The sequence below is a fragment of the Streptomyces sp. NPDC036764 genome (genome assembly GCF_055609385.1).
This window is the reverse complement of the sequence record NZ_JBVJPT010000004.1, coordinates 278,337-293,455: the sequence shown is the minus strand read 5'-3', so window position 1 is coordinate 293,455 and position 15,119 is coordinate 278,337. Positions and strand designations below refer to the sequence as shown.

Below are 15,119 nucleotides of genomic sequence, written 5' to 3'. Positions count from 1 at the left end.
CCCTCACCGTCCGCTGTCTTGAACGCTGTTGCGGTACGCGGCCGGGGTCACCCCGAGCACCCGGCGGAACCAGCGCGTGAGGTGCGCCTGGTCCGCGAAGCCGACCAGGCCGGCGACCTCGGCCGGGCGCAGGCCGGTCTCCAGCAGACCGCGGGCTCGGGTCACCCGGTGCTGGGCCAGCCAGGCGTACGGCGGTATCCCCATCGTCGTACGGAAGGCGCGCAGGAGCTGGTAGCGGGACAGGCCGAGGTCGGTGGCGAGGGATGCCAGGGAGGGTGGGGCCGTGAGCTCGTCGGCGAGGCGGTCACGGACCGCCCTGGCTATGTGGTCGGCGCCCGCGACCGTGTCCGTCGTCGCCCGCGCGGTGGAGTGGCGGCGGGTGAGGGCCGTCATCAGCCACGGGATGCGGGACTCGGCCTCCAGGGGGTCGGGGCAGGCGGCGAGTTCGGCGTGGGTCAGGCGCAGGGCGTTGGAGAGCTGGGGGTCGTCGAGGAGGGGCTCGTGGAAGTGCGGGGTGCCGGTGCCCAGGGTGCCGTCGGTCAGCAGCGACGGCTCGGCGTACAGGGCGCGGTAGGCGTAGCCGCCGGACTCGCCGGGGCCGCCGGTGTGCATCTCGCCCGGTGCCAGTACGACGATGGAGCCCAGGCCAGGACGGATGTGGCCGCCCCGGTAGTCGATGATCTCGCTGCCCCCGACGCAGACGCCGATGGTGAACTCGTCATGGGCGTGCGGGGCGTAGACGTGCAGGTCGAAGCGGGCGGTGAGCAGGTCGAGCGGGGGCCCGTCCCGGCCCAGCCGCGCTCTGGTCCACAGCGCCTGTTCACCCACGTCGCACCTCCCGGCCACTCCCGGAAGGTGCAACGCCAGGAGCGTCAGAGAAAGTCCGCCGTCTCCAGGTCGAAGGCGAACGGTTCCGGGAGGGCGAGCGATTTACCGAAGGGGCGTGTGCAGTGCTGTCGGTAGTCGCCATCCTCGGGCTCGCTGAAGAGGGTCACCTGGGAGGTGTCCCGGTCGGCCAGCAGGTAGAAGGGGATGCCACCGCGGGCGTAGCAACGACGTTTGGCCTCACGGTCGGCCTTCGGCTTGGTCGATGTCACCTCCAGGACCATGACGACGCCTTCGCAGGGCATCCAGGAATTGGCGCCGCCGAACAAGTCCGCATCGACGGGTGCGAAGGTGACATCCGGGATCACGTGGTCCATCGGCCAGGCCACCGCACTCTTCACCGTCAGTCCCTTGTTCCCGGAGAAGTCCATGTCCGTCTTGGATCGCTTGATCACCTGCCTCACGATCCGGCTGATGTACTTCTCGTGATCCCCGTCCGGCGGCGGCGTCACGACGATCTCCCCCTCGATCAACTCGGCCCGGAAACCCTCCGGCGTGTCCAGGGCGAGAAAGCCCTCCAGCAGGACCTCTTCCTGCGTGAGCGGCTCGTGGGCCATGGCAGTCATGTCACGCCCCTCCTTCTGTCGCCCGTCAGACTGGGACATCGGAAGATCACCTGTCCGAGAGATCGGAAACCGTTCCCTCGATCGTGGCACACGGGCCGGACGATCGTCAGGCAGGCAAGCCGGCGCTTGACCCTGCCGCAACGTCAACGTCTCTACTGGTCCCATGCGGATCGGAGAACTCGCCGCCGCGGTCGGTGTCACCACGCGGACCGTGCGGCACTACCACCATCAGGGGCTGCTGCCGGAGCCGGAGCGGCGGCCGAACGGGTATCGGGAGTACACGCTGCGGCATGCCGTCATGCTGGCGCGGATCCGGCGGCTGACGGAGCTTGGGCTGGGGCTTGCGGAGGTGCGGGACGTGCTCGCCGAGGACGCCGGGAAGGATCTTGTCGAGGTGCTCAGCGAGCTGGATGAGGATCTTGCCCGGCAGGAGGACGCGATCCGGGAGCGGCGGGCGCGGCTGCGGACGCTGCTGGAGACGGAGGGCGCGGTGACCGCCGAGGGGCCCGTGTCGCCCCAGCTCGCGGCGCTCTTCCGGGACATGGGGCAGGTCTCCGACTCGCCCATGGCCGCCAAGGACCGGGAGATGCTCGCGCTGATCGAGACCACGGCCGGCGCCGAGGGCCGGGACCAGCTCGTGGGCGCGTTCGAGAAGGCGTTCACCCGGCCGGGCGCCAAGGAGCAGGTCCTCGCGGCCTACGCGCTGCTCGACGACCTCGCCGACGCCGACCCCGCCGACCCGCGCGTGGACGACGCGGCCCGCGCCCTGGTCGACTGCCTCGCCCCCGACCTGCTGCCCGAGAAGCTGGACGTCGACCCCGACAGCAGCTTCCTGCGCGCCTTCTACGCCGACTTCGCACCGGCCCAGGCGGAGGCCATCCGCCGTACCTTGCGCATCCTCACCGAAACGGAAGGAGACGGGCCGTGATGCGGACCGTGCTCGTCCTCGTCCGGCACGAGCTGCGGCTCCTGGCGAGTATCGGGCTGTGGGTGGCCCGGCGCCCGAACGGGCTCGGTACCGGCACCGGCTTCGGGTACTCGCGTGGGCAGGGCACGATGCTGCTGGGATTCGGGTTCGTGATCGTGATCGAGTCGATCATGATGTCCGTGCTGCTGCGGAACCACCCGGCCGTGCAGCGGGCGTGGTTCACGGTGGACGTGTACACCCTTGTGCTCGTCGTCGGGATGCACGCCGCCTCCGTCGTACGACCGCATGTCCTCGACGACCACGTCCTGCGCGTCCGGCGTGCCGCGCACGTCGATCTGCGCATACCGCTGGAGCAGATCGCCCGGGCCCGCCGCGAGCTGCGCACCACCCATGAGCGGGCCGAGGGCGAACTGAACCTCGCCATCGGCTCGCAGACCACCGTGACGCTCGAACTCACCGGGCCCGTCGCCCACTTCACCTTCCTCGGACGCCGTCAGGAGATCCGTCTCGTGCGCTTCCACGCCGACGACGCCGACAGCCTCGTCAAGGAGATCGCACGGGCTCGAAGCGCACCTTCGCCGCTCCCGGATCCGACTGGGTGAGCCGGACCCCGATCCGCTCCCCGAGCGGCAAGGGCTCCCCGTCCGTGTTCTCGATCCGGCCGATGACCGCCGGGGACTCCAACTGCACGGTCCCGACGGCGGGTCGGCGCTCCTCGACCTCCACCACACAGCCGTCGAACACCTCGCCCACCCGGTCCTTCAGCAGCGCCGCCTCCACGACGTCCAGGCACTCCCGCTCGACCGTGCCCGCGCGCCGGCTGCCCTCGGCCATCCGGGCCGGCAGCGCGTCGAGGGCGGCCGCCACCCACTCGGGCACCGGTCGGTCGGCGGTGGCCGCCAGGCAGATCTCGGACGCGTACCGGTCGGCGAGGCGGCGCAGCGGGGCCGTGCAGTGGGCGTAGGGGGCGGCCACTGCGGAGTGGGTGGTGATGGCCGGCAGGGCGCCGTCCCGGAACACCGTGTAGCCGGCGCCGCGCAGCAAGGTCGTGCACTCCTGGAGGAAGGCCGCGTGGTGCGGGCGGTGCGGGTCGAGCGAGCGGACGAGTTCGGCGTACGACACGTGGTGCGGCCAGTCGATGTGCAGGGCGTGCGCGGTGTGGCGCAGCCGGCCCACCGCGCCGTCGGGGGCGGCAGGGAGGGTGCGCAGGATGCCGGTGCCGAGGGACAACATCAGGTCGGCGGCGGCCATGCCGGTCAGCAGGGAGATCTGGGAGTTCCAGCCGTCGGCGGGCAGCGGGGCACGGTAGGCGAGCTCGTAGGTGTGGTCGCGCTCCACGATCTCCTGCTCGGGCACGCTGAGCGAGATCCCGCCCCGCTCTACCTCCAGCTTCTCCCGCAGCAGACCGATCTCCCGCAGCAGCGCCAGCGGCTCTTCGGCGGTCCCCGCGTCGATCTCCTTCTGCACGCCGGCGTAGTCCAGCTTGACCCGGCTGCGCACCAGGGCCCGGCGGACGTCGACGGCGACCGTACGGCCGTCCGCGTCGAGGTCGACCGTCCACAGCACGGCGGGCCGGTCCTGATCCGGCAGCAGGCTGGCCGCGCCCTCGCTCAGCGACTCGGGGTACAGCGGGATCCGCAGGTCCGGGAAGTAGAGGGTGGTCACCCGGCGGTGTGCCGCACGGTCCAGCGCGCCCGACGGTACGACGAAGGCGGCGACGTCGGCGATGGCGTACCGGACGCGGTAGCCGGTGCCCCGCCGGGAGAGGTGCATCGCCTGGTCGAGGTCGGTGGAATCAAGAGGTGGTCGCGAAGCGACTCGTTGGAAGGGTGGTGGTGGGCGACGGGCGGGGGGATCGATGGTGAGGAAGGGGATGTCGGTGGCGTCGTGCGAAGGGAGGGCCGGCGCCTTCGCGGCCTGCTCGGCCTCTGTCAGGACGTCGGGCGGGAAGCTCCCGGCGACGCCGAGCTCGGTGCGCAGGGCGGTGAGGGCGGCCCGGAGGGGGGCCTCGGGGGCGCCGGTCACGCGGATGTGGCGGCGGGGCATGTGTCGAGCGTAGGGCGAGGGTCGCCGGGTGGCACGCCGTACGCTGTGGCGGAGTTCGAGTGAGGGAGTACGTGTGCTTGTCCTGTTGCCGCCGTCCGAAGGCAAGGCCTCGTCCGGTCGTGGTGCGCCGCTGAAGCTGGAGTCGCTGTCCCTGCCGGGGCTGGGCGAGGCCCGGGAGGCGGTGCTGCGCGAGCTGGTCGAGCTGTGCGCCGGTGACGAGGACAAGGCGCGGGACGTGCTCGGGCTGAGCGAGGGCCTGCGGGGCGAGGTCGCGAAGAACGCCGGGCTGCCGACGGCGGGCGCGCGGCCGGCCGGGGAGATCTACACCGGGGTGCTGTACGACGCCCTGGATCTGGCGTCCCTTGACGCCGCCGCCAAGAAGCGGGCGGCTCGCTCGCTGCTCGTCTTCTCGGGGCTGTGGGGTGCGGTGCGCGTCAACGACCGCATCCCCTCCTACCGCTGCTCGATGGGCGTGAAGCTGCCCGGCCTCGGCGCGCTCGGCGCGCACTGGCGGGCCCCGATGGCGGACGTGCTGCCGGAGGCGGCCGGGGACGGGCTGGTGCTGGACCTGCGGTCGTCGGCGTACGCGGCGGCGTGGAAGCCGAAGGGCGAGGTGGCCGGGCGGACGGCGTCGGTACGGGTGCTGCACGCGCCGACACGGAAGGTCGTCAGCCACTTCAACAAGGCGACCAAGGGGCGGATCGTACGGAGCCTGCTGACCGCGGGTGCCGCGCCCCAGGGCCCGGCGGAACTGGTGGAGGCGCTGCGGGACCTCGGGTACGAGGTCGAGGTGGAGGCGCCGGCCAGGGCCGGAAAGGCGTGGACGCTGGACGTGCTGGTGGCGGAGATCCACTAGCGGCGACCGCCGACGCCGGCTCATTGCATCCTGCGCAACAAGCTTTGCGCAGGATGCGTCTCATGGGCAGGATGACGCCATGACCTCAGTCCTGGATCTCGCGCCCGTCGTCCCCGTGGTCGTGGCAGACGACCCCTCCGACGCCGTACCGCTGGCCCGGGCGCTGGTCGCGGGCGGGCTGCCCGCGATCGAGGTGACCTTGCGGACGCCGGCCGCGCTGGAGGCGATCGGGGCCATCACGGCCGCGGTGCCGGACGCGGTGGTCGGCGCGGGCACGGTGATCACGCCGGAGCAGGTGACGCGGGCGGTCGCGGCGGGGGCGCGTTTTCTGGTGAGCCCCGGCTGGACGGACCTGCTGCTGGAGGCCATGCGGGCGTCCGGGGTGCCGTATCTGCCGGGGGTGTCGACCACGTCCGAGGTGGTGGCGCTGCTGGAGCGCGGGGTGCGGGAGATGAAGTTCTTCCCGGCCGAGGCGGCGGGCGGCACGGCCTATCTCAACTCGCTGAACGGACCGCTGCCGCAGGCCCGGTTCTGCCCCACGGGCGGGATCGGTCCGGCGACGGCACCCGACTATCTCGCGCTGCCCAACGTCGGCTGTGTGGGCGGCAGTTGGATGCTTCCCGCGGACGCGGTGGCGGCGCGGGACTGGCAGCGGGTCGAGGCGCTGGCGCGCGAGGCGGCAGCGCTCGGCGGCTCACCCGCGCAGGTGTGAGGTGTCGTTGAAGAGGCGGACGCTGGCGTTGCCGTCGGCGTAGTACGCGACCGCCGAGAGGGACGCCGCGGAGAGTTCCATGCGGAACAGGGACTCGGGCGGGGCACCCAGGGCGAGGCGTACGAACGTCTTGATCGGCGTGACGTGGCTGACGAGGAGGACCGTGCGGCCCGCGTACGCCGCGACCAGTTTGTCGCGGGTGGCGGCGATCCGGGTGGCGGTCGCCGCGAAGCTCTCGCCGTCGCCGGTGGGACGGGCCTCGGGGTCGGCGAGCCAGGCGTTGAGGTCGTCGGCGTAGCGCTCGCGGACCTCGCCGAAGGTGAGGCCCTCCCAGGCACCGAAGTCCGTCTCGCGCAGCCCGTCGTCGACGCTCACATCCAGGCCGAGGTGGGCTGCGACGATGCCCGCGGTCTCCCGGGTTCGGGCGAGCGGCGACGCCACGACGGCCTGGATGGTGCCGCGCCGGGCGAGTGCGGCACCGACCCGCTCGGCCTGGTCCCGGCCTACGTCGGACAGCGACGGATCGGTACCGCCGCTCCCCGAGAACCGCTTCTGGGGCGTCAGGGGCGTCTCTCCGTGCCGCAGCAGCACGAACGTGGCAGGCGCCCCCATGTCGGCGGGCCCCCACCCGGAAGCCGGCGCGGCCACGCTCCGCGCGGCCCTGACATCGGCCTCAGCCCTGACGGCTCCGCCGCCCGAACCCTCCGCCGCTCCGCGGCGGGAAGAAGAACCGGCGGAAGCAGAAGCGTCAGCAGCCCGCCCCTCCGACAGCGCCGCACGCGCCCGAGCCGCACCCGCAGCAGCGTCTCCGGGCGGGCCGGACGGCTCGGGCTCGGCCGCGGCCCGCGCCGCCTTGGCGTCAGCCGCCTCCAGCTCCGCCGTAGAAGCCGAAGCCGACCACTGCTCCCCCCGCTTCCCGGCGTCCATGGCCTCGTTGGCCAGCCGGTCCGCGTGCTTGTTCTGCTCCCGGGGGATCCACTCGTACGTCACCTGAGGGGCCGGGTAGATCTTCGACGCCTCGAAGGCCAGCGGCTTCATGTCGGGGTGCTTGATCTTCCAGCGGCCCGACATCTGCTCGATGACCAGCTTGGAGTCCATGCGGACGTGGACCGTGGCCGTGGGGTCGAGTTCGTGCGCGGCGCGCAGGCCGGCGACCAGGCCCCGGTACTCGGCGACGTTGTTGGTGGCGACGCCGATGTACTCGGCCGCCTCGGCCAGCGTCTGGCCCGTGGCCGCGTCGATCACGACCGCGCCATAGCCCGCGGGCCCCGGGTTGCCCCGCGACCCGCCGTCGGCCTCGACGATGAACTCCCGCACGGCGCAGGCTCCTAGAGTCCGGACTCGGCCGTACGCACCAGGATCCGGCGGCAGTTCTCGCAGCGCAGCACCGTGTCGGGCGCCGCGGCGCGGACCTCGCTCAGCTCGGTGATGGCCAGCTCCTGGCGGCAGCCCTGGCAGGTGCGCTGGTACAGCTTGGCCGCGCCGATGCCGCCCTGCTGCTGGCGCAGCTTGTCGTAGAGCTTGAGCAGGTCAGCGGGGACGGACGCCGCCATGACCTCGCGCTCCTTGGTGACCGTGGCCACCTCGCCGTCGATCTCCTCGAAGGCGGCGTCCCGGCGGGCGATCGCGTCGTCGACCTTGCCCTGGACCGCACCGACCCGCTCGGTCAGCTCGGCGACCCGCTCCTGCGCGGACTCCCGGCGCTCCATGACCTCCAGGACGATGTCCTCCAGGTCGCCCTGCCGCTTGGCGAGGGAGGTGATCTCGTGCTGGAGGTTCTCCAGGTCCTTCGGCGAGGTGACGGCGCCGGAGTCCAGGCGCTGCTGGTCGCGGGCGGCGCGCTGGCGCACCTGGTCCACGTCCTGCTCGGCCTTGGTCTGGTCGCGGGCGGTGTCGCTCTCCTCGGTCTGCGCGGCCACGAGCAGGTCGCGCAACTGGGTGTGGTCCTTGGTCAGCGACTCGATCTCGGCGTGCTCGGGCAGCGACCTCCGCCGGTGCGCGAGCTGCTGCAGGCGGACGTCGAGGGCCTGGACGTCGAGGAGTCGGATCTGGTCGGCCGGCGCGGCGTTCAGTTGGGGGCTCCCGTGGTTCGAGTGGGCGGGTTGGACGCCGCGTGGGCGGTCCAGGGGTCGGTGACCGTGTCGGAGACGTGGACGCGCAGGTCCCATCCGTTGCGGTCGGAGATCTCGTCGAGCTGGGCGGCGGCCAGCTCGCACCAGGGCCATTCGGTGGCCCAGTGCGCCGCGTCGAGCAGCGCGAGAGGACTGTGGGCGCGGGCCTCGGAAACCGGGTGGTGGCGCAGGTCCGAGGTGAGGAAGGCGTCGACGCCGGCGGCCCGCACCTGGTCGAAGAGGCTGTCGCCGGAGCCGCCGCTGACGGCGATCGTACGGACCGTCGCCTCGGGGTCGCCGGCCACGCGGATGCCCTGCGCGGTGGCGGGCAGCCGTTCGGCGGCGCGGGCGGCGAGTTCGCGGACGGTCAGCGGGTGGTCGAGCTCGCAGATCCGGCCGAGGCCGCGGCGCCCGGAAGGATCCGTCGGGTCCGGCACCAGCGGGCCCACGACCCGCAGGTCCAGTGCGCCGGCCAGCGCGTCGCTGACTCCGGGGTCGGCGGTGTCGGCGTTGGTGTGCGCGACGTGCAGGGCGATGTCGTTCTTGATCAGGGTGTGCACGGCGCGGCCCTTGAAGTGCGTCGCCGCGACCGTCGTCGTACCGCGGAGGTAGAGCGGGTGGTGGGTGACCAGCAGGTCGGCGTCCAGCTTCACCGCCTCGTCCACGATCTCCTGGACCGGGTCGACGGCGAACAGGACCCGGGAGACCTCCAGGTCGGGGTCGCCCACGACGGTGCCGACCGCGTCCCAGGACTCGGCCCGCTCGGCGGGCCACAGGTTCTCCAGCGCGGCGATGACTTCAGACAGACGGGGCACGAGGGCAAGGCTACCTGGCTGGTCCCCGCGGATGTACCGGTGCCGGAGCCGCTCGCCCGCCCCGCCCGCCACCCGTGCGCACGAGCCGCTCCGCTCAGCACATCCACCCCTGTTTCCTCAGGCGAATCGTTCCTCTGCCACCCCTTTGTGTGAAGGGGAACGGCCCGGTCCCACGCCTGTGCGTGCGAAAACTAGCGTCGTTACCGGAGGTGACCGGACCATGACGGCCAGTGCGTCCCCCGAGCTCTCGACTTCGTTCGAGGAGGAGGGATCCCCACCGCCCGTGGCGGAGCACGAGGGCGGCGACGCGCCTCGTACGGAGTGCACCATCACCGCGGACGGTTCCTACGCCGCCCGTCTCGCCCTGGACGGCGACTGCTGGTTCCCGGAGCGCTGGACGCTGGACGGCCCCGAGCCCTACGCCGTGCCGCTGCCCGCCCACCAGCCGGAGGAGCCCGGCACCGAGGTGCAGCCGATGGGCGACGGGCGGGTTCTCATCCGCCGCCCGACCGACGGGCGGCACGTCTTCTCGCTGCTGTATCCGACGGGGCCCGGCACGGGCGAGCTGCCGCTGGGCGCGGTGCAGTGCCCGCAGGAGGGGACCCGGCTGCGGATGCTGCCCCCGGCGCCGGGCGGCGACAAGGCGTACGCCCTCGCGGTGGGCCGGGACTCCAGCACGGTGTGGCTGGTGGCGGGCGGAGCCTTCGGGCCGGAGCCCCTCGCCCGGATCCCGGGGCGCTGCTCGGGCGGGGTGTGGCTGGACCGGGAGGGGCGGATGCTGGCCCTCGACCGGGAGTCGGGGGGCCGCACCAAGGCAGTGGTGGTCGATCTGGGGCGGGGCGGCAAGGTGTCGCCGCTGTTGCAGATCGCGGCCGACAGCGACGACCGGGTGCTGCTCGCCGACCCGGACAGCGGCCTGCTGCTGATCCGCTCGGACGCGCCCTCGCCCGGGCAGGAACGGTTGGGCTGGGGGGTGCTGGGCAGCACTTTGCCGGTGCGCTTCCCGGAGTGCCTGCGGATGCCGGAGTGCGTGGTGACGCCGTTCGCGATCCAGCCCGGGCAGGTGCTGACGCCGGAGCGCTGCGGGGTGGCGCTGCGCATCGACGGGCCGGTCGGGAGCTGGGTCGGGGTGTGGCGGCCCGCCGAGCGGCAGGTACGTCATCTCGCGGCGCCCGAGGGCTGGTTGGCGGGTGCGGGCCTGTGGACACGGGACGGGGTGCTGCAACTGCCGTATGCCACGGGAGAGGTGCCGTGCGGGGTGGCTCGGGTGGAGGTGCCCTGGGGAGAAGCGACGGAGGAGGGATCGGCGGCGGAGGCGGCATCGACCGTTTCCACGGCCGCGGAAACGGACCCTCCGGCTCCCGTCACGCCGCGCCCCGTTCCCTTGCAGCAGGCCCCGTTGGGGGGTCTTGTAACGAAGTAGTGCCGGTTGGCGTGGGCGCCTGGATTCGGCCCATGGTCGGCCGGTTAAACTCGCCCGGCTGTAAGAAAGATCATGTTGACGGGGTGAGTTTTCCGATGAGCAACGCCAGCACGACCCAGCCGGGGCCGGCCGACGTTCACGACGTTCAGAAGGTCTCGGGTCACGGCAGGCACCGTGGTCAGTTCTCGGCACAGGACAGCGAGGCGGCCCCCCGCGGCCGTCACCGCAAGCCGGCCGAGGAGAGCGAGACGGCGGCCTGACGCTGACACCGCTCGGCCCCGCCCCCATCACGAGGGGCGGGGCCGTTCGCGTGCCTACGCCCTCTTCAGCCCGAGGACTTCCGCCGCCGCGAACGTCTCCCCCGTCGGCCGCTGTGCGTAGTGCGAGGTCAGCAGGGCGTCGAGCTCGTCGTAGGTGAAGGCTTCCTGCTTGCTGTCGAACTTGGCGGCCACCCGCGGCCGTTCGACGACCGCGACCATGCCGCCGTGCACGACGAGGAGCTGCCCGTTGACGCGGGCGGCGGCCGGGGACGCCAAGTAGCCGACGAGCGGGGCGACATGCTCGGGGGCCAGCGGGTCGAGTCCGTCCTCGGGCTGTTCGAGGCCCGCGAAGACGTCCTCGGTCATACGGGTGCGGGCGCGGGGGCAGATGGCGTTGGCGGTGACGCCGTACTTGGCGAGCGCGAGGGCGGTGGAGGTGGTCAGGCCGACGATGCCGCCCTTGGCCGCCGCGTAGTTGGGCTGCCCGGCGGACCCGGCGAGGAACGCCTCCGAGGAGGTGTTCACGATCCGCCCGTACACCGGCCCTCCCACCGCCTTGGACCGTTCGCGCCAGTGCGCGGCGGCGAACCGGATGGTGTTGAAGTGCCCCTTGAGGTGGACCCGGATCACCGAGTCCCACTCCCCCTCCGCCATGGAGAAGACCATCCGGTCGCGCAGGATGCCCGCGTTGTTGACGAGGATGTCCAGTTGGCCGAACTCGGCAATCGCCGACTCCACCAGCTCTCTGGCCTGCTGGAAGTCGGCGACGTCCCCGGTGTGCGCGAGGGCCTTGCCGCCCGCCGCGCGGATCTCGGCGGCGACCTCCTCGGCGGGTCCGGCGGACGCCTGGCCCGATCCGTCCCGGCCGGGCTGTCCGTAGTCGTTGACGACGACGGCGGCGCCGAGCCGGGCCAGCTCCAGCGCCTCGGCCCGGCCGAGGCCGCGCCCGGCACCGGTGACGATCGCGGCGAGGCCCTCCAGTGGCAGTGACATCCTCGTCCCTTCGCAGCCGGTGGGGGTCGGTTTCAGATCTCGATGCAGGTGCGCAGCGCGGTGCCCGTGCGCATCTGGTCCAGGGCCTCGTTTATCTCGGCCAGGGGCACCCGGTGGGTGATCAGGCCGTCCAGGTCGATACGGCCCGCGCGCCAGAGCGCGATCGTCCGCTCGTAGGAGCGCAGCACGTCGCCGCCGCCGTACATGGACGGCAGGATGCGCTTCTCGTCGAAGAACAGCTCGAACATGTTGAGCTGGAGGAAGTCGTCCATGGCGCCGGCGCCCACGACGACGAGGGTGCCGCCGCGCCGGGTGTTCTCGTAGGCCGTGCGGGCGGTGGCGGACCTGCCGACGACCTCGAAGACGTAGTCGAAGCCCTCGCCCGCGGTGACCTGCTGCTTGGCGCCGGCGAGCTCGTCCGGGGAGATCGCCTTGGTGGCGCCGAACCTGAGCGCGGCCTCGCGGCGGGAGGCGACCGGGTCGACGGCGACGATCTCGGCGGCGCCCCTGAGCCTTGCACCCTGGATCGCCGAGATGCCCACGCCCCCGCAGCCGATGACGGCGACCGACGAACCGGCCTCCAGATCGGCGGTGTTGAGGGCCGCGCCGAGTCCGGTGGTGACGCCGCAGCCGATCAGGGCCGCGATGTCGAAGGGCACGTCGTCGGGGATCGGCACCGCGCAGCCCGCGTCGACCACGACCTCCTCGGTGAAGGTGCCGGTTCCGGCGAAGCCGAACAGGTCACCGCCGGGGCGCTTGAAGTTGGGGGTGCCGGCGTTCATGAACCCGGCCAGGCACAGCTCGGTCTGGCCGCGCTTGCACGCGGGACACGCGCCGCAGGCGGGCAGCCAGCACAGCACGACCCGGTCGCCCGGCTTCAGGTTCCGTACGCCCTCCCCCACGTCGAGGATCTCCCCGGCGCCCTCGTGCCCGGGGACGAAGGGCGCGGGCTGGGGCAGGACGCCGTTCATCGCGGACAGGTCGGAGTGACAGAGCCCGGTGGCCCGCACCCGGACCCTGACCTTCCCGGGGCCAAAGCCCACCGCCTCGACGTCGTCGAGGACCTCCAGCTTGTCCTGGCCGATCTCGTGCAGTACGGCTGCGCGCATGGTGCGGCTCCCCTCAAGGGCGTACGGACTCAGGTGTGTTCGACGACGGTGTCGGCGAGGACGGGCGCGTCCCGCTCGACCGCGCTCACGGCGACCCGCACGGAGCCCTCGCCCGCCCACATGCGGATCCGCAGGGTCTCCCCCGGGTACACGACCCCGGCGAACCGGGTGACGTACGAGCGCACCCGGGTCACATCGCCGCCGAGCAGGGTGTCGACGACCGCCTTGAGGGTCATGCCGTAGGTGCACAGACCGTGCAGGATGGGCCGCTCGAAGCCGGCGACCTTGGCGAACTCCGGGTCGGCGTGCAGCGGGTTCCAGTCGCCGGAGAGGCGGTAGAGCAGGGCCTGGTCCTCACGGACGGAGCGCTCGACGGTCCGGTCGGGGTCGCCGGCGGGGGGTTCGAGGCGGGCGGAGGGGCCCCGGTCGCCGCCCCAGCCGCCCTCGCCCTTGATGAAGATCTGGGAGTCGTTCGTCCACAACGGGCCGTCGGCGTCGGCCACGTCGGTGCGCAGCACGAGGACGGCCGCCTTGCCCTTGTCGTAGACGGCGGCGATCCGGTTGGTCGCGGTGGCCGTACCCGTCGCGGGGATGGGCCGGTGGAGCTCGATGCTCTGGCCGCCGTGCAGGACGCGGGCGAGGTCGACCTCGATGCCGGGCATGGACAGGCCGCTGATCACGCCGGGTGATCCGGAGCCCGCGACGGTGGCGAAGCTCGGCAGGACGTGCAGCCGGGACTCCAGGGTGTAGCGCAGTTCGTCGGGGTCGGTGGCGGGCAGGCCGGCGCCGATGCCGAGGTGGTAGAGCTGGACGTCCTTGGCGTTCCAGGAGATCTCGCCGGTCCGGGGTTCGGCGGCGAGGGCCTTGGCTGCGTCGATGGGCATACGGCTCCTGACAGTGGCGGAGTACAAGACCTCGGTACGGCCGTCCGCACCGTCGGCCGCACCGAGGTCGTCACGGGCCGTTCTAGAACGCGTTCCAGTCCGGCGCCCTCTGTATAGCCGAGCGCACCGCAGTTGTGAAGGCTCCTGACGTTGTGTCAGGTCGGGGGCGGGTCGGGTTCCGGGGACCCATGACATTTGTCCTGCCGAAGCGCGTACAAGCACCTCTGCCGTGCGGCGGCGCGGTTCCGTACCGTCGGTGCCATCGGTTCGTACCCGACAGGGGGGCAGGGGCATGGCCTGGTTGTTCAGGGCTCGCAGGACGTCGTGCGAGCAGTTCAAGGACGAGCGCGATCCCAACGGCTACAGCCTGCTGCCCTGGCTGCTGATGGGTATGGGCGCCTGCTCCAACCTGTTCCAGGGGGAGACCCCGGACCCGTGGATCGGCGGGCTGGGGCTGCTGACCTTCAACTCGCTCTATATCTATGTGGCGTTCCGCTCCTTCGTGAAGGAGACGCGGGAGGAGACCTCGACCCGGGTGGCGCTGGTGCTGATGGCGCTGGTCACCTGCGGTCTTGCGGCGGCGTACGGCGGCAACTGGCTGCTGTTCTTTCCGCTGCTCGGGCTGGCGACGGGCGCGGCCGTGCGGATGCCGCAGCTCCGCCCGGCCGGGTTGGCCGTGGGTGTGCTGGCCGGTGCGGTCTCCGTCGCCCACGACGGCTGGGGCGGCCTCGACATCGCCTACGCGACCTGGATCTCCACGATGGTGACGGCGGCGATCCTGTCCCTGTCCGAGGCGGTACGGGAACTGCGGGCGGCCCGCGAGGAACTGGCCCGCCGCGCGGTCGAGCAGGAACGGCTGCGCTTCTCCCGGGATCTGCACGACCTGCTCGGGCACACGCTGTCGGTGATCGTGGTGAAGTCGGAGGCGGCGCGGCGCCTGGCGGCCGGGGACGTGGCGGCGGCGCAGGCCCAGCTCGACGACATCGAGTCGGTCGGCCGCCAGGCGCTCACGGAGATCCGCGAGGCCGTGACCGGATACCGGCAGGGCAGCCTCAGCACCGAACTCGACCGCGCGGTCTCGGCGCTGCAGGCCGCCTGCATCGAGCCCGTCGTACGCCGCTCGGGCCCGCCGATCGTGCCGCAGACCGAGGCCCTGCTGGGCTGGGTGGTACGGGAGGCGGTCACGAACGTCGTCCGGCACAGCGGCGCGCGGCAGTGCGAGATCGTCGTGTCGGGCAGCGGCGGAGAGCGGGTGCGGCTGACGGTGACGGACGACGGTGGCGAGCCGGCCGGCCAGGCGGAGGGCCTCGGGGGCACGGGACTGAAGGGCCTGACGGAGCGGCTGGCGGCGGCCGGTGGCACCCTCACCGCGGGCCCGGGACCGCGCCAGGGGTTCATGGTGACGGCGGAACTGCCGGTGGAGACACGGGAGCCGGCAACCCAGGCGGTCGGGTAGCGGACGGCGTGGCGGCCGCCCCCGGAGCACGAACCACCGGTGCGCACGCCCATTCCGTACGAGGAGAACAACCGC

At 72.5% G+C, this 15,119-nt stretch carries 16 protein-coding genes; 7 read left to right on the top strand and 9 right to left on the bottom strand.

Annotation, left to right across the window (positions count from 1 at the left end):
• Positions 1-3: 3 nt before the first annotated feature.
• Both ACZ69Q_RS19535 and ACZ69Q_RS19530 read right to left on the bottom strand, forming a co-directional pair.
• The gene (locus ACZ69Q_RS19535; RefSeq protein ID WP_471043237.1) at positions 4-828 is read right to left on the bottom strand and encodes an AraC family ligand binding domain-containing protein; all 825 of its coding nucleotides are present in this window, start codon (positions 826-828) and stop codon (positions 4-6) included.
• A 44-nt stretch (positions 829-872) separates the two neighbouring features.
• A complete protein-coding gene (locus ACZ69Q_RS19530) occupies positions 873-1,451 on the bottom strand; it encodes a Uma2 family endonuclease (RefSeq protein ID WP_471043235.1) in 579 nt (192 codons plus the stop codon).
• Positions 1,452-1,614: 163 nt separating this feature from the next.
• On the opposite strand from ACZ69Q_RS19530, the gene ACZ69Q_RS19525 reads away from it, so the two are divergent.
• Both ACZ69Q_RS19525 and ACZ69Q_RS19520 read left to right on the top strand, forming a co-directional pair.
• Entirely contained in the window at positions 1,615-2,379 is a 765-nt protein-coding gene (locus ACZ69Q_RS19525) for a MerR family transcriptional regulator (protein ID WP_471043233.1), read from the top strand.
• Positions 2,379-2,981: a hypothetical protein gene (locus ACZ69Q_RS19520; RefSeq protein ID WP_471043721.1), complete on the top strand. Its 603-nt coding sequence runs from the start codon at positions 2,379-2,381 to the stop codon at positions 2,979-2,981. The genes ACZ69Q_RS19525 and ACZ69Q_RS19520 overlap by 1 nt, the downstream gene beginning before the upstream one ends.
• Here ACZ69Q_RS19520 and ACZ69Q_RS19515 read toward each other — a convergent pair.
• Positions 2,923-4,425, bottom strand: coding sequence for an RNB domain-containing ribonuclease (locus tag ACZ69Q_RS19515; protein ID WP_471043232.1), 1,503 nt, complete (start codon positions 4,423-4,425; stop codon positions 2,923-2,925). The genes ACZ69Q_RS19520 and ACZ69Q_RS19515 overlap by 59 nt on opposite strands.
• Positions 4,426-4,498: 73 nt before the next feature.
• On the opposite strand from ACZ69Q_RS19515, the gene yaaA reads away from it, so the two are divergent.
• Together yaaA and eda are read left to right on the top strand one after the other, a co-directional pair.
• The gene (gene yaaA / locus ACZ69Q_RS19510) at positions 4,499-5,281 is read left to right on the top strand and encodes a peroxide stress protein YaaA (protein WP_471043229.1); all 783 of its coding nucleotides are present in this window, start codon (positions 4,499-4,501) and stop codon (positions 5,279-5,281) included.
• 79 nt (positions 5,282-5,360) lie between these two features.
• Complete coding sequence (gene eda / locus ACZ69Q_RS19505; protein WP_471043227.1) at positions 5,361-5,993, top strand: bifunctional 4-hydroxy-2-oxoglutarate aldolase/2-dehydro-3-deoxy-phosphogluconate aldolase; 633 nt, start codon at positions 5,361-5,363, stop codon at positions 5,991-5,993.
• Here eda and ACZ69Q_RS19500 read toward each other — a convergent pair.
• The 3 genes from ACZ69Q_RS19500 to ACZ69Q_RS19490 are packed head-to-tail and all read right to left on the bottom strand — an operon-like array spanning position 5,976 to position 8,919.
• Positions 5,976-7,310: a bifunctional RNase H/acid phosphatase gene (locus ACZ69Q_RS19500; protein ID WP_471043225.1), complete on the bottom strand. Its 1,335-nt coding sequence runs from the start codon at positions 7,308-7,310 to the stop codon at positions 5,976-5,978. The genes eda and ACZ69Q_RS19500 overlap by 18 nt on opposite strands.
• Positions 7,311-7,321: 11 nt before the next feature.
• Positions 7,322-8,065: a zinc ribbon domain-containing protein gene (locus tag ACZ69Q_RS19495; RefSeq protein ID WP_471043719.1), complete on the bottom strand. Its 744-nt coding sequence runs from the start codon at positions 8,063-8,065 to the stop codon at positions 7,322-7,324.
• Entirely contained in the window at positions 8,062-8,919 is an 858-nt protein-coding gene (locus ACZ69Q_RS19490; RefSeq protein ID WP_471043223.1) for a Nif3-like dinuclear metal center hexameric protein, read from the bottom strand. The genes ACZ69Q_RS19495 and ACZ69Q_RS19490 overlap by 4 nt, the downstream gene beginning before the upstream one ends.
• A gap of 220 nt (positions 8,920-9,139) precedes the next feature.
• On the opposite strand from ACZ69Q_RS19490, the gene ACZ69Q_RS19485 reads away from it, so the two are divergent.
• Both ACZ69Q_RS19485 and ACZ69Q_RS19480 read left to right on the top strand, forming a co-directional pair.
• Positions 9,140-10,342 (top strand): hypothetical protein, encoded by a 1,203-nt coding sequence (locus tag ACZ69Q_RS19485; protein ID WP_471043220.1) that lies wholly within the window; start codon positions 9,140-9,142, stop codon positions 10,340-10,342.
• A gap of 95 nt (positions 10,343-10,437) precedes the next feature.
• Positions 10,438-10,602 carry a hypothetical protein gene (locus ACZ69Q_RS19480; protein WP_471043218.1) on the top strand — a complete coding sequence of 55 codons (165 nt, stop codon included), beginning with the start codon at positions 10,438-10,440 and terminating at the stop codon, positions 10,600-10,602.
• Between the two features lie 54 nt (positions 10,603-10,656).
• Here the strand turns inward: ACZ69Q_RS19480 and ACZ69Q_RS19475 are convergent, their stop codons facing one another.
• The 3 genes from ACZ69Q_RS19475 to ACZ69Q_RS19465 are packed head-to-tail and all read right to left on the bottom strand — an operon-like array spanning position 10,657 to position 13,588.
• Complete coding sequence (locus tag ACZ69Q_RS19475; RefSeq protein WP_471043216.1) at positions 10,657-11,595, bottom strand: 3-oxoacyl-ACP reductase; 939 nt, start codon at positions 11,593-11,595, stop codon at positions 10,657-10,659.
• A gap of 32 nt (positions 11,596-11,627) precedes the next feature.
• A complete protein-coding gene (locus tag ACZ69Q_RS19470; protein WP_471043215.1) occupies positions 11,628-12,704 on the bottom strand; it encodes a Zn-dependent alcohol dehydrogenase in 1,077 nt (358 codons plus the stop codon).
• 29 nt (positions 12,705-12,733) lie between these two features.
• Positions 12,734-13,588 (bottom strand): MaoC/PaaZ C-terminal domain-containing protein, encoded by an 855-nt coding sequence (locus ACZ69Q_RS19465; RefSeq protein WP_471043212.1) that lies wholly within the window; start codon positions 13,586-13,588, stop codon positions 12,734-12,736.
• Between the two features lie 292 nt (positions 13,589-13,880).
• Here ACZ69Q_RS19465 and ACZ69Q_RS19460 point away from each other — a divergent pair, with 292 nt between their 5' ends.
• Positions 13,881-15,044 (top strand): sensor histidine kinase, encoded by a 1,164-nt coding sequence (locus tag ACZ69Q_RS19460; protein ID WP_471043209.1) that lies wholly within the window; start codon positions 13,881-13,883, stop codon positions 15,042-15,044.
• Positions 15,045-15,119 lie beyond the last annotated feature (75 nt).

Excerpts from the sequence above, each read along its gene's own strand:
- ACZ69Q_RS19525 (WP_471043233.1), top strand. The coding sequence starts at position 1,615 with ATGCGGATCGGAGAACTCGCCGCCGCGGTCGGTGTCACCACGCGGACC.
- ACZ69Q_RS19520 (WP_471043721.1), top strand. The coding sequence starts at position 2,379 with ATGCGGACCGTGCTCGTCCTCGTCCGGCACGAGCTGCGGCTCCTGGCG.
- ACZ69Q_RS19515 (WP_471043232.1), bottom strand. The coding sequence starts at position 4,425 with ATGCCCCGCCGCCACATCCGCGTGACCGGCGCCCCCGAGGCCCCCCTC.
- eda (WP_471043227.1), top strand. The coding sequence starts at position 5,361 with ATGACCTCAGTCCTGGATCTCGCGCCCGTCGTCCCCGTGGTCGTGGCA.
- ACZ69Q_RS19485 (WP_471043220.1), top strand. The coding sequence starts at position 9,140 with ATGACGGCCAGTGCGTCCCCCGAGCTCTCGACTTCGTTCGAGGAGGAG.
- ACZ69Q_RS19530 (WP_471043235.1), bottom strand. The coding sequence starts at position 1,451 with ATGACTGCCATGGCCCACGAGCCGCTCACGCAGGAAGAGGTCCTGCTG.
- ACZ69Q_RS19460 (WP_471043209.1), top strand. The coding sequence starts at position 13,881 with ATGGCCTGGTTGTTCAGGGCTCGCAGGACGTCGTGCGAGCAGTTCAAG.
- ACZ69Q_RS19475 (WP_471043216.1), bottom strand. The coding sequence starts at position 11,595 with ATGTCACTGCCACTGGAGGGCCTCGCCGCGATCGTCACCGGTGCCGGG.
- ACZ69Q_RS19470 (WP_471043215.1), bottom strand. The coding sequence starts at position 12,704 with ATGCGCGCAGCCGTACTGCACGAGATCGGCCAGGACAAGCTGGAGGTC.
- ACZ69Q_RS19480 (WP_471043218.1), top strand. The coding sequence starts at position 10,438 with ATGAGCAACGCCAGCACGACCCAGCCGGGGCCGGCCGACGTTCACGAC.
- ACZ69Q_RS19465 (WP_471043212.1), bottom strand. The coding sequence starts at position 13,588 with ATGCCCATCGACGCAGCCAAGGCCCTCGCCGCCGAACCCCGGACCGGC.